The organism is Sphingomonas sp. G-3-2-10 (assembly GCF_012927115.1).
In the GTDB taxonomy this organism is placed as follows: Bacteria; Pseudomonadota; Alphaproteobacteria; order Sphingomonadales; family Sphingomonadaceae; genus Sphingomonas.
In genome coordinates, this window is sequence record NZ_JABBFY010000001.1 from 696,646 (window position 1) to 709,329 (window position 12,684).

At 65.5% G+C, this 12,684-nt stretch carries 14 protein-coding genes; 9 read left to right on the forward strand and 5 right to left on the reverse strand.

Annotated elements, in window-relative coordinates:
* The first annotated feature begins 17 nt into the window (after positions 1-17).
* From fabD to HHL13_RS03560, 9 genes are all read left to right on the forward strand, one after another.
* Positions 18-953, forward strand: coding sequence for an ACP S-malonyltransferase (fabD, locus tag HHL13_RS03520; RefSeq protein ID WP_169554368.1), 936 nt, complete (start codon positions 18-20; stop codon positions 951-953).
* Positions 954-992: 39 nt separating this feature from the next.
* Positions 993-1,733 (forward strand): 3-oxoacyl-[acyl-carrier-protein] reductase, encoded by a 741-nt coding sequence (gene fabG, locus HHL13_RS03525; protein ID WP_169554369.1) that lies wholly within the window; start codon positions 993-995, stop codon positions 1,731-1,733.
* Between the two features lie 111 nt (positions 1,734-1,844).
* Entirely contained in the window at positions 1,845-2,387 is a 543-nt protein-coding gene (locus tag HHL13_RS03530) for a hypothetical protein (RefSeq protein ID WP_169554370.1), read from the forward strand.
* A gap of 121 nt (positions 2,388-2,508) precedes the next feature.
* A complete protein-coding gene (locus HHL13_RS03535; protein WP_169554371.1) occupies positions 2,509-3,057 on the forward strand; it encodes a hypothetical protein in 549 nt (182 codons plus the stop codon).
* Positions 3,058-3,111: 54 nt separating this feature from the next.
* The gene (locus tag HHL13_RS03540) at positions 3,112-3,657 is read left to right on the forward strand and encodes a hypothetical protein (protein WP_169554372.1); all 546 of its coding nucleotides are present in this window, start codon (positions 3,112-3,114) and stop codon (positions 3,655-3,657) included.
* 128 nt (positions 3,658-3,785) lie between these two features.
* A complete protein-coding gene (locus HHL13_RS03545; protein ID WP_169554373.1) occupies positions 3,786-4,022 on the forward strand; it encodes an acyl carrier protein in 237 nt (78 codons plus the stop codon).
* A 160-nt stretch (positions 4,023-4,182) separates the two neighbouring features.
* Entirely contained in the window at positions 4,183-5,442 is a 1,260-nt protein-coding gene (gene fabF, locus HHL13_RS03550) for a beta-ketoacyl-ACP synthase II (RefSeq protein WP_169554374.1), read from the forward strand.
* 112 nt (positions 5,443-5,554) lie between these two features.
* On the forward strand, positions 5,555-6,463 hold the full coding sequence (gene mltG, locus HHL13_RS03555) for an endolytic transglycosylase MltG (protein WP_346775470.1): 909 nt from the start codon (positions 5,555-5,557) through the stop codon (positions 6,461-6,463).
* On the forward strand, positions 6,460-6,777 hold the full coding sequence (locus HHL13_RS03560; protein WP_169554375.1) for a hypothetical protein: 318 nt from the start codon (positions 6,460-6,462) through the stop codon (positions 6,775-6,777). The genes mltG and HHL13_RS03560 overlap by 4 nt, the downstream gene beginning before the upstream one ends.
* 18 nt (positions 6,778-6,795) lie before the next feature.
* On the opposite strand, the gene eda is transcribed toward HHL13_RS03560, so the two are convergent.
* The 5 genes from eda to zwf form a co-directional block, all read right to left on the reverse strand.
* Positions 6,796-7,428, reverse strand: a complete 633-nt coding sequence (gene eda, locus HHL13_RS03565) for a bifunctional 4-hydroxy-2-oxoglutarate aldolase/2-dehydro-3-deoxy-phosphogluconate aldolase (protein WP_169554376.1) — start codon at positions 7,426-7,428, stop codon at positions 6,796-6,798.
* The gene (glk, locus tag HHL13_RS03570) at positions 7,425-8,393 is read right to left on the reverse strand and encodes a glucokinase (protein ID WP_169554377.1); all 969 of its coding nucleotides are present in this window, start codon (positions 8,391-8,393) and stop codon (positions 7,425-7,427) included. The genes eda and glk overlap by 4 nt, the downstream gene beginning before the upstream one ends.
* A 78-nt stretch (positions 8,394-8,471) precedes the next feature.
* Positions 8,472-10,295 (reverse strand): phosphogluconate dehydratase, encoded by a 1,824-nt coding sequence (gene edd / locus HHL13_RS03575; protein WP_169554378.1) that lies wholly within the window; start codon positions 10,293-10,295, stop codon positions 8,472-8,474.
* 1 nt (position 10,296) lies between these two features.
* Positions 10,297-11,001, reverse strand: coding sequence for a 6-phosphogluconolactonase (gene pgl / locus HHL13_RS03580; RefSeq protein WP_169554379.1), 705 nt, complete (start codon positions 10,999-11,001; stop codon positions 10,297-10,299).
* Between the two features lie 166 nt (positions 11,002-11,167).
* The gene (gene zwf / locus HHL13_RS03585) at positions 11,168-12,625 is read right to left on the reverse strand and encodes a glucose-6-phosphate dehydrogenase (protein ID WP_169554380.1); all 1,458 of its coding nucleotides are present in this window, start codon (positions 12,623-12,625) and stop codon (positions 11,168-11,170) included.
* Between the last annotated feature and the right edge of the window lie 59 nt (positions 12,626-12,684).

Here is a 12,684-nt window from a genome sequence, read left to right on the forward strand (position 1 = left end):
TCATCGGAGCAGCGGCCATGCGCGCATTCATCTTCCCCGGTCAGGGCAGCCAGGCAGTCGGCATGGGCAAGGCGCTTGCCGAAGCCAGCGCGGCCGCGCGCGAAGTCTTTCAGGAAGTCGACGAGGCGCTCGGCCAGAGCCTGTTCACGCTGATGAGCGAAGGCCCGGACGACCAACTGACCCTGACCGCTAACGCCCAGCCGGCGATCATGGCGCACGCCATCGCGGTGCTGCGCGTGCTGGAGAAGGAAGGCGGCATCCGCCTCGCCCACAAGGCCGATTTCGTCGCGGGCCACTCGCTCGGCGAATATACTGCCCTGTGCGCGGCCGGTGCGCTCGACCTGTCGACCACCGCGAAGCTGCTGCGCGTTCGCGGCGATGCGATGCAGGCGGCGGTCCCGGTGGGTGTCGGTGCGATGGCGGCCCTGCTCGGCGCCGACTTGACCAAGGCGCAGGCCATCGCCGACGCCGCAGCCGAGGGCGAAATCTGCACCGTCGCCAACGACAATGACCCGACGCAGGTCGTTATTTCGGGCGCGAAGGCCGCAATCGAGCGCGCCGTCGCCATTGCGAAGGATCACGGCGCCAAGCGCGCGCTGCTGCTGCCGGTCTCCGCGCCGTTTCACTGTCCGCTGATGCAGCCCGCCGCCGATGCGATGGAAAAGGCCCTCGCCGACGTCGCGATCCAGGCGCCGCTGGTGCCGGTATATGCCAATGTCACCGCCGCGCCGGTCAGCGATCCCGCCACGATCCGCACGCTGCTGGTCGAGCAGGTCACCGGCATGGTCCGCTGGCGCGAATCGGTCGCGGCGATGTTTGCGGCCGACGTCACCGAGTTCGTCGAACTTGGCGGCAAGGTGCTGGGCGGCATGGTGAAGCGCATCTCCCCCGACGCCACCGTCACCAGCGTGGTTTCGATGGAAGACATCGAGAATCTGGCGAAGAGCCTCTAAAAGCCGACTCCGAAGAATAGAAGAACAAAGGACAGGATGATGTTCGATCTCACTGGCATGACTGCCCTCGTCACCGGCGCTTCGGGGGGGATCGGTTCCGCGATCGCCAAGGGCCTTGCTGCGCAGGGCGCGCGACTGGCGGTTTCGGGTTCCAATGCCGAGAAGCTGGAAGCCTTTCGCGCCGAGCTCGGCGGCGATCATGTCGCGCTGGTCTGCAACCTGTCCGACGCTGCCGAGGTCGACGGCCTCGTTCCGCGCGCGGTCGAGGCGCTGGGTGGAAAGCTCGACATTCTCGTCAACAATGCCGGCGTCACTCGCGACAATCTCGCGATGCGGATGAAGGACGAGGAGTGGGACACGGTGATCCGCGTCAACTTGGAAGCTGCGTTCCGTCTGATGCGTGCCGCTGCCAAGCCGATGATGAAGGCGCGCTATGGCCGCATGATCTCGATCACTTCGGTCGTCGGCCAGACGGGCAATCCGGGGCAGGCCAATTATGCTGCGTCCAAGGCGGGTCTGGTCGGCATGTCGAAGGCGCTGGGTCAGGAACTGGCCAGCCGCAACATCACCGTGAATTGCGTCGCGCCGGGCTTCATCCGCTCGGCGATGACCGACGTGCTGCCGGAAGCGCAGAAGACCGCGTTGCTCGCGAAGATCCCGGCGGGCGATCTGGGAACCGGTGAGGATATCGCCGCAGCGGTCGTCTATCTCGCCAGCAAGGAAGCCGGTTACGTCACCGGCCAGACGCTCCATGTGAACGGCGGCATGGCGATGGTCTGAGGCCGTAGCGGGAGAGGGACCGGCACCGGTCTTTCCCCGCGCGGCGCCGTTCATCCGCGGTTTATCTGAAAAGGCGCTTGTTGCGCATCGGTTCGATCGAGGGGAACGATCTTGCGCAACCGACTCGGAATTCTCGCCACTCTGGCCGCAATTGCCATTCCCGCCACGGCTCAGGCCCAGATGCGCGGCGGCGATCCGGACAGCCACCTGCCGATGGCGCAGGACCTGCGCCCGATGGGCGTCCAGATGGGCATGTATGGCGGCATGCCGCCTGCCCATTTCGAGGCGGACCAGTGCGGCGGCCAAGGCTGCATCATCGTGATCAACAAGTCGCCCGTCTATGACGTGGCGCAATTCTACATCAACGACGGCAAGCGCGATCCGGCCGGGCAGGTGGCATGGGGCGCGAACCAGTTCCAGGGGTTCAGCCTGCACAGCAACAAGGCGGTCTGGACTCCGCGTCCGCGCAAGATGAACTGCATGCTGAACATTCGGGTCGTGCTGCGGCATCGCGAAACCGATGCGCTGGTCGAGGGAGTCCAGCCGTTCGACCTCTGCACGATGCCCAAGCGGGGCTTCGCGGTGCTGGAGATCCAGTTCCAGGACCCCAACGCGCCGGGGCGGGTGATTCTCGAGGACGGACCTTCGGGCTGAGCGGACTGCTTGGCGGCGCGCGATGCTTCAGCTAATTCGCAGGCATTCGATTTTCCGGAGACCAACGTTGCGCCGTTTCGCCCTTTCCCTAGCGCTTGCCACCGCGGCAGCCGTGATTGCCATGCCCGCTCAGGCCCAGACCCAGGAGCAACAGGGCGAACGCGAAAAGAACGACAAGACCGGGCCGGTCGCCTGCATCTATTACGGGCTCAAGAAGAATGACTGGCCGACGCTGGTGAAGGTCGTGCGGGCCGGGATGAACGGCGATAGCCCGACCGAGAAGGAGCAGATCAACCAGATCGGTCAGGCGACGGCCCGCTGCCGCGCCCGTTACGGCTGGGGCAAGACGCGCGAGAACGCCGCGCTGCGCTATTTCGCCGGACGCGTGCTGGGATCGGATTCGACCTACAATCTCAAGAAATACGGCCTGACCTATTCCAAGCTGGTCGAACTGGTCGAGGCGCTCGATCCGGCGACTCGGCAGGCTTATGTCTCCGGTCAGGTCTCGAACGAGCAGTCCGCGGCCACGATGGCGGCGCTGGCCACGATCGGAATCGATTTCAACGCGATCCCGGCCGAGGAGCGTGCTGCCTTTGCCCAGAAGCTGGCGCAGGGCATATTGGGGCAAATCCTTCAACTCGAAGGGCAAAAAGCCTTCAACGACGCTTGATCGCGCGGCCGTGCAGGTACAGCATGGCGTCAATTTCCTGGGAGGATTCTCGTAATGCTTAAGCTCGCTCTTGCCCTTGCAGCCGCCCCGCTGGCGATGACCGCTGCCGCCGCGCCGGCATCTGCCGCCGATATCGCGACGATCACCTGCGTCGAGAAGACGCTCGATGCCGCCACCCGCACCCAGCTGCAACAGGATCTCGAGAAGAATCTCGCCAATCCCCAGGGGCAGCAGAGCTACGCTCCCACCACGGTTCAGGGTATCCAGAAGGCAGCCAAGGCTTGCCAGGCCCAGCATGGCTGGAGTGACGCGGCGACGATGGCGGCGATCCTGTACGCGGTGCCGACGGTCGGCTGGCCGGTCGCGGATCGCATGGCACGCGCGGCCCGGCTTGACCCGAAGAAGGTCGAAAGCCGCTTCATGGCGCTGCCGGCCGACGAACGCGCCCAGGCGATGGAGAATCCGGACACGTTCCGCAAGGTCGCCGAAGGTGCGCTCGCGGCCGGTGAAGTGAACGAGAGCAATGCCAACCTTGCCGGCGGTTTGCTCGGCCTTCTCGCCGTGCGCGAAAAGGGGCTGGCCGACTTCAAGGCCAACTGAACCGGGAAGCGGAATTCCGGAGCGGCCGAACGCATCCGGCTGGTGTCGGCCCCTCTTGCAACGGCACCAGCGGCGTTCTACGTGCGTTCAACGAATTCAGAGCCCAACAGAGAAGGAAAACAGGGACCATGAGCACCGAGGACCGCGTCAAGACGATCGTAGTCGATCACCTCGGCGTCGAAGCCAGCGAAGTGAAGCCGGAAGCGAGCTTCATCGACGATCTGGGCGCCGACAGCCTCGACATCGTCGAGCTGGTGATGGCGTTCGAGGAAGAGTTCGGCGTGGAAATTCCCGACGACGCTGCCGAGAAGATCACCACCGTTGGTGACGCGATCAAGTATATCAGCGAGCATCAGGGCGCCTGATTGGCTCCCGCTATCGCGCCTCATGGCGGATAATGCAGGATAAGCGGCTTCCCGCCCCGTACGCGACAGTGTCGCGAGGGGCGGGGGGCCGTTTCTTTTTTTACTCCGCTTCGTTTGATCCCTATGGAGCGAAGCCGATGAAGTTTGACGGAGAGATGGTATGCGCCGCGTAGTCGTGACCGGCCTTGGGCTCGTCACCCCCCTCGGGGCGGATGTCGAGACGGCCTGGAAGAACATTCTTGCCGCGAAGTCCGGTGCGGGAACCATCACGCGCTTCGACGCAACCGATTTCCAGAGCAACTATGCCTGCGAAGTGAAGCCGGCGGATCATGAATATGGCTTCGACGCCGGCAAGCGCGTCGACCACAAGATCCAGCGTCAGGTCGATCCGTTCATCGTCTATGGCATCGATGCCGCCGGACAGGCGATCGAGGATGCCGGCCTGACCGACATGGACGAAGCCACGCGCTTTCGTGCCGGCTGCTCGATCGGTTCGGGCATCGGCGGCCTGCCGGGGATCGAGAGCGAATCGCTCGTGCTCGCGGAAAAGGGCCCGAAGCGCGTTTCGCCGCACTTCGTCCACGGCCGCCTCATCAACCTTATCTCGGGTCAGGTTTCGATCAAGTACGGCCTGATGGGCCCGAACCATGCGGTGGTCACCGCCTGCTCGACCGGCGCCCACTCGATTGGCGACGCTGCGCGGATGATCGCGATGGACGACGCAGACATCATGCTCGCGGGTGGCGCGGAAAGCACGATCTGCCCGATCGGCATCGCCGGTTTCGGCCAGGCGCGCGCACTCTCGACCGGCTTCCGCGACGAGCCTTGGCGCGCCAGCCGCCCCTGGGATCAGGGCCGCGACGGTTTCGTCATGGGCGAAGGCGCCGGAATCGTGGTGCTGGAGGAATATGAGCACGCCAAGGCGCGCGGCGCGAAAATCTATTGCGAAGTCGTCGGTTACGGCTTGTCGGGCGACGCCTATCACGTGACGGCGCCGCATCCCGAGGGCTCGGGCGCGTTCCGTTCGATGCAGATGGCGGTGAAGAAGTCGGGCCTCGACGTCAGCGACATCGATTATATCAACGCCCACGGCACCTCGACTCCGCTGGGCGACGAACTGGAGCTGGGCGCGGTCCGCCGCCTGTTCGGCAGCAGCATCGAGACGCTGTCCATGTCGTCGACCAAGTCGGCGATTGGCCACCTGCTCGGCGGCGCCGGCGCGGTGGAGAGCATCTTCTGCATCCTCGCGCTGCGCGACCAGATCGTTCCGCCGACGCTCAATCTCGACAATCCGAGCGAGAATTGCGCGGGCGTCGATCTCGTCCCGTTCAAGGCCAAGGAGCGCAAGGTGAAGGCTGTGCTGAACAATTCGTTCGGCTTCGGCGGCACCAATGCCAGCTTGGTGATGAAAGCTGTCTGACGACGCGCCGGCGTCGCCGGCCCCGCCTCCGCCGCCCAGAAAGCGGCGGGGCAGGGGCGGCTGCGTTGCGATCATCGTTCTCATCCTGGTTGCGCTCGCGGCCGGATTCGGCGTGCTCCAGATTTGGGCGGGGCCGGGGCCGTCGCGCGCCAATGTATCGGTAATCATCCCGGAAGGCGCGAGCCTCACCAGGGCAGCGAACGAACTGGAAAAGGCCGGCGCGATCCGCTCCGCGCGGGTATTCGTGGTGCTTTCGCAGGTCTTCGGCGGCAGCGAGCCGATCAAGGCGGGCGAATATCGCATCCCCGCAGGGCTGCGCCAGTCGGACGTGCTGGCGATGCTTCAGGGCGGCAAGACGCTCCAGCGGATGGTGACCGTCACGCCCGGCACCCCCTCGATCCTCGTTTACGAAGCGCTGATGAAGGCGCCGCATTTGACCGGAGAGATCGAGATCCCCGCCGAGGGATCGGTGCTGCCCGACAGCTATGCCTATAATCGCGGCGACACCCGCCAGATGGTGCTCGACCGGATGCAGAAGGCGATGGTCAATTATCTCGCCAAAGCGTGGGAAAAGCGCGCGCCCGGCATCGCGGTGAACAATCCGCGCGATGCGCTGATCCTCGCTTCGATCGTCGAGAAGGAGACGGGCAAGGCCGAGGAGCGCGGGCTGGTCGCGGGCGTCTATTCGAACCGGTTGAAGCGGAACATGAAGCTGCAGGCCGATCCGACGATCATCTACCCCATTACCAGGGGCAAAGCGCTTGGCCGCCGCATCCTGCGTTCGGAAATCGACGCGGTGAACGATTACAACACCTATTCGATGACCGGGCTGCCCAAGGGGCCGATCGCCAATCCGAGCCGCGCCTCGATCGACGCGGTGCTCAATCCGGCGCAGACCAATGCGGTGTTCTTCGTCGCCGATGGCACCGGCGGACACGTCTTCAACGAGACCTATGAGCAGCATGACGCCGCGGTTCAGAAGTGGCGCGAAATCCGGCGGCAGCGCGGCGAGATCCAGTGATCCTGCTTGCGCTCCTGCTGGTGATCAACGTCGTGTGGCTGTTGTTCCTCAGCGATCAGATTTCGAAAGTCGCGTTCAAGGCCGAGCTGCCGCTGGCGCGGGCAGCCAAATGCGTGGTGTTCGCCACCGCCATCAGCTGGGCGATCGCCATTGCGTTCGCAGCCGTGCTGGATGCGGGCGAATTCCTGTTCCGGAGCGACCCCATCAGCATCGTCACATGGATCGCGGCGCCCGTGATCACCTTCCTGTGGGAATGGCGATCCTTCCAGCGTCACTGGAGCGAGGACGAGGATTTCGAGGAAATCTTCGAATAAGCGATCCGCTGAGGGCGGTCAGCGCGCGAGCGCCGCCGCCTCCCGCGCCAGCTGTTCGACTTGCTCGACGCTTGCGCCCTTCGGCGTGATCCAGCTGCCGCCGACGCACAGGATGCGGTCGAAGGCGAGCCAGTCCGGCGCGGTCGCCAGCGTGATCCCGCCGGTCGGGCAGAATTTCGCCTGATAGAAGGGCGCGGCCAGCGCCTTCAGCGCCTTCAGCCCGCCCGACGTCTCGGCCGGGAAGAATTTGAAATGCTCGAGGCCCAGATCGAGCCCGCGCATGATGTCGCCCGCCGTGGCCGTGCCCGGCAGGAAGGGCACGCCGCTGGCGATGATCGGATCGGCGAGACGCTCGGTCAGGCCCGGCGAGACGATGAACTCGGCGCCGGCGTCCATCACGTCGGCGAACTGCTGGGTATTCACCACCGTGCCTGCGCCGACGATCGCGCCGGGGACCTTCTTCATCTCGGTGATCGCTTCCAGCGCCGCGCCCGTGCGCAGCGTCACTTCGAGCACGCGCAGCCCGCCGCGCACCAGCGCTTCGGCCAGCGGCTTCGCGGCCGCTGCATCCTCGATCACCAGCACCGGGATGACCGGCGCGGTCCGCATGATCGCTTCGATACCCGTGATGTCGCTCGCGCCGCCGGTCATTGGGCATGCTCTTGCGCAAAGGCGGCGGCCGCGCCGTACAGGCCCGGCTCGGGATGGGTGATCAGCTTTACGGGGATCGAGGACATCAGGTTACGGAACCTCCCTTTGGCGACGAAGCGTTCGCCAAAGCCCGATTGCAGCAGATGGTCCTTCAGCCGCAAGCCCAAACCGCCGGCAATCACCACGCCCTTGGGGCCGTGGGTCAGCGCCAGGTCGCCCGCGACCGCGCCGAGGCTCAGGCAGAAGCGGTCGAGCGCCGCCATCGCCAGGCTGTCCTTCGCTTCGAGCGCAAGGTCCCACACCGCGAGATTGTCCCGCGCAAGCACGGGCTTGCCCTCGATCTCGGCCAGCGTTTCGTAGATGGCGACGATGCCCGGCCCGGCCACGACACGCTCGGTCGAGACGCGGTTGTGCGCCTTGCGCAGCCGCTTGACGATCGCATCCTCGATCTCGTCGAGCGGCGCGAAATCGACATGCCCGCCTTCGGTCGCGATGATGTCGTACCCGCCCTTGTGGCGGAACACCTGCGCGACGCCGAGCCCGGTGCCCGGTCCACACACGGTGATCGATCCGCGATCCGGCAACGTTGTCTGCGGGCCGCACAGATGCTCGAACGAATCGTCGCCCAGCTGGGCTACGGCGTGGCCGATCGCTTCGAAATCGTTGACCAGCGTCCAGGTGTCGGCGCCAAGCCGCTCCGGAATCAGTTGCGGCCGGATGATCCACGGATTGTTGGTCAGCTTGATCAGGTCACCATTGATCGGCGAGGCCAGACCGATCGCGGCGGCGCGGGGCAGGGGGCGGCCGATCGCTTCGCCATAGGCCTGCCACGCCAGTTGCAGGCTCGAATGCTCGGCGACCTTCTGCTTCATCGTCTCGCTCATCGAGACTACACGGCCCTCCGCGACTTCGGCGATGGCGAACCGCGCATGGGTTCCCCCGATATCGACCGCGACGACTTCCATTCCCGCTCCCAAACGCTCTTCTTCTGAGCACTCCCTATCCGGTTGCGCGGGGAATGTCATCGTTGTCAGTGCGGGTTCTTATAGCCCCGCCGCAGAAAGCATGGCCGAGCCGCCCATTTCGGCTTCGCTGGCGGTCAGGCGCATCAGCGCGAATAGCTCGCGGCCGGTGCCGACAGCCGCCGGCGGTGCTTCGCACTGCTCGCGCGCAGCCCATTCCGCCGGTTCCACCATTGCCTGAAGAATGCCCTCCTCGGCGCACAGGCGCACGACATCGCCGTCGCGCAGCTTGCCGATCGGCCCGCCGCCCAGCGCCTCGGGCGAGAGGTGGATCGCCGCGGGCACCTTGCCCGACGCGCCCGACATCCGCCCATCGGTGACCAGCGCAACGCGGAAACCCTTGTTCTGCAGCACGCCGAGCGGCGGCGTGAGCTTGTGCAGTTCGGGCATGCCGTTGGCGCGCGGCCCCTGGAAACGGACCACGACGATCACGTCGCGATCGAGTTCGCCCGCCTTGAACGCGTCTTGCACCTGCTGCTGGTCGCTGAACACGCGGCAGGGGGCTTCGATCGTCCAGCGATCGCGCTCCACCGCGCTCACCTTGATGCAGGCGCGGCCGAGATTGCCCGAAAGGATGCGGAAGCCGCCTTCGTCGGAGAAGGGCTCCTCGATGGTGCGAACAATCGTATCGTCGCCGCTCTTCGCGGGCAGTTCCGGCCAAGTCAGCGCCTCGGCTTCGTCCAGCACCGGCTTGCGGCCATAGGCGGCCATGCCGTCCCTGGCGATGGTCAGCGCGTCGCCATGCATCAGCCCGCCGCGCAGCAGCTCACGGATCACGAAGGCCGGGCCGCCGGCATCCTCGAAACCGTTCACGTCCGCCGATCCATTGGGATAGACGCGCGTCAGCAGCGGGACGACGCGCGAGAGGCGGTCGAAATCGTCCCAGTCGATCAGGATCCCGGCAGCGCGCGCGATGGCGGGCAGGTGGATCAGATGGTTGGTCGATCCGCCCGTCGCGAGCAGCGCGATGGCGGCGTTCACGATCGCCCTCTCGTCGACGACATGGCCGATCGGGCGGTAATCCTCGCCGTTCCAGCCGATCTCGGTCAGGCGATGCACTGCGGTGCGGGTCAGTTCCTGCCGCAGCTTGGTGCCCGGATTGGCGAAGGCCGCGCCGGGGACGTGGAGGCCCATCGCCTCCATCATCATCTGGTTCGAATTCGCCGTGCCGTAAAAGGTGCAGGTTCCCTTGCTGTGATAGGCCGCGATCTCGGCCTCGAGCAGTTCCTCGCGCGTCGCCTTGCCTTCGGCATAGCGCTCACGGACCGCCGCCTTTTCCTTGTTGGGCAGGCCCGAGCGCATCGGCCCGCCGGGCACCAGCACCATCGGCAGATGGCCGAAGCGCAGCGCACCCATCAGCAGGCCCGGCACGATCTTGTCGCAGATGCCGAGTAAAGCCGCGCCTTCGAAGGTGCGGTGGGACAGGGCGATCGACGTGCCCATCGCGATCGTGTCGCGGCTGAACAGCGAGAGCTCCATGCCCTGATAGCCCTGCGTCACCCCATCGCACATCGCGGGCACGCCACCCGCGACCTGCGCGGTGGCGCCGACTTCGAGCGCCCACAGCTTCATCTGCTCGGGATAGCGGTAATATACCGCATGGGCCGAGAGCATGTCGTTGTACGAGGTGACGATGCCGATGTTCATCGCGCGGCCGGCGGTCAGCCGCTCGCGCTGCTCGTCGGTGCCGGCATAGGCATGGGCGAGGTTGGCGCAGCCCAGCTTGGGCCGGTCGTTCCCCGATTCCAGCTCGTGCGCCATCAGCGCGAGGTAGGCGGCACGCTTCTCCCGCGATCGTTCGATCACGCGATCGGTGACGGCGGCGATCTCGGGATGAAGCGTCATCTCAGGCCGCCCAGTGGATGTCCACGGGCAGCTCGACATCGGCGAGGATGCGGCCGGCCGGGTAGCTCGACGACGCGCCCTGTTCGATGGCGGCTTCGAGCACTTCGCGCTTCTTGTCGCCGGTCAGGGCGATCATCAGCGCGCGGGCGGAAACGATCGCTTCCTTGCTCAGCGTCACGCGCGCCACTGGCGCCTCGGGCGGCAGCGGATCGGGCATCACGCCCAGCGCGCGGCGTTCCTTGGGGCCGTTCAGCGCTTCATCGAAGTCGGGGCCGGGGAAGATCGAGGCGGCATGCCCGTCCGCGCCGATGCCCAGCAGGCACAGGTCGAGCGGCCAGTGCAGATCCTGGAGGATCGCGTCGGCCGAGCGACCCGCCGCCTTATAGTCCGCCACGGTGGCGCTGATCAGCGGGATCACGCGCGCGCCCTTGGGGATGAAGATCTTGCCGATCGCGGTGACGTTCGACAGCGGATCGCCCAGCGGCACCATGCGATCGTCGCCGGGCACGATGGTTACTCGCTTCCAGTCGATCTTGGCCTTGGCCAGCTTTTCGTAGATCGGCAGCGGTGTCTTGCCGCCGGCGAGCGCGATCACCGCGGCGCCGCGCGCATCGATCGCGCTTTCGATGATGAAGCCGATATCCCCCGCGACAGCATCCGCCATCTCGCCGGCATCGTCATATTCCCACCATTCGATCTCGGTCATCTGAACTCTCTATCTGCTTCTGTTTCTGCGCCTCTCCCGCTTTCGCGGGAGAGGCCGGGTGAGGGTCTTCTTCTTCAACGCTCGTAGGAAGAAGAAGACCCTCACCCTCCCGCTTCGCGGGGCCCTCCCTCTCCCGCGAAAGCGGGGGAGGGTAAAGGGAAGAAAATTATTCGTTCCAGGTCACCCCATCGCGCTCGGTCAGCGCGATGCCCGCGCTCGGGCCCCAGCTTCCCGACGCATAGGGCTTGGGATGCACGTCGTTCGCTTCCCAGCCCGCGCGGATGCGGTCGATCCATTCCCACTGCGCCTCCACTTCGTCGCGGCGGACGAACAAGGTCGGATCGCCTTCGATCAGATCGAGCAACAGCCGCTCGTAGGCGATGCGGCGGCGGGTGCCGGCGAATTCATGGTCCAGCGCCAGGTTCAGCGGCACCTCTCTAAGACGAATGCCTTCGCGGTCGAGTCCCGGCTGCTTCGCCATCACCAGCAGGCGGATATATTCCTCGGGTTGCAGGCGGATGACGAGGGTGTTCGCCTGAAGCTGGCCGCCGCGTTCGGAGAAGATCGAATGCGGCACCGGCTTGAACTGGACCACGATCTCCGACCGGCGCTCGGCCAGCCGCTTGCCAGTGCGCAGATAGAAGGGCACGCCCTGCCAGCGCCAATTGTCGACATGCGCCTTGATCGCGACGAAGGTCTCGGTGTTGGAAGGCTTTTCAAGCTCCTCGACATAACCCTTTACGATCTCGCCTTTCGATGCGCCGTCGCCATATTGGCCCGTGACGGTCAGATTGGGTACATCGGAAGGCTTCATCTGGCGTAGCGAGCGGAGCACCTTGACCTTCTCGTCGCGGATCGCGGTGCCGTCGAAGCGGGCAGGGGGCTCCATCGCGATCAGCGCGAGCAGCTGGAGCATATGGTTCTGCACCATGTCGCGCAGCGCGCCGACTTCGTCATAATAGCCCGCGCGGCCTTCCAGACCCACCGTCTCGGAGATGGTGATCTGGACGTGATCGATGCCCTGCGCATTCCACACCGGCTCGAACAGCGAATTGCCGAAACGCAGCGCGAGGATGTTCTGCACCGTCTCCTTGCCGAGATAATGGTCGATCCGGAAGGTGCGATCCTCGGGGAAGGTCTCGGCGACGATGTCGTTGATCTCGCGGCTGGACTGAAGGTCCTTGCCCAGCGGCTTTTCCAGCCCGATCCGCACGTTGGATCCGGCGAGACCGGCCGATTCAAGGCCCTTGATCGTCGGCCCGAACAGCCACGGCGCGGTGGAGAGGAAGATCGCCAGCCCGCCCGAAATGTCGCCCAGCTTCTCGGCCAGCGCGGCGAATCCCTCGGTCTTCGAAGCGTCAAGCGCCTGATAATTGACCCGTTCGAGGAAGGTGGAGACAGCGCTGTCGTCCTTGCGATCCGCGGGCAGGAATTCGTCGAGCGCTTCGCGGGCGAACTGGCGGAAGCCCTCGTCGTCATGATCGGAGCGCGCGGTGCCGGTGATCGTCAGCCCCTCGGGCAGCAAACCGTCGGCATGGAGGCCATAGAGCGAGGGCAGCAGCATCCGCTGGGCGAGATCGCCTGTGGCTCCAAACAGCAGCAGCTTCCCGACCGGCTGAGACATCAGATGCGCAATCCTCTCTCGTTCGACGGGCCTGCTCGACACGAAAGAGGGGCAAAGAT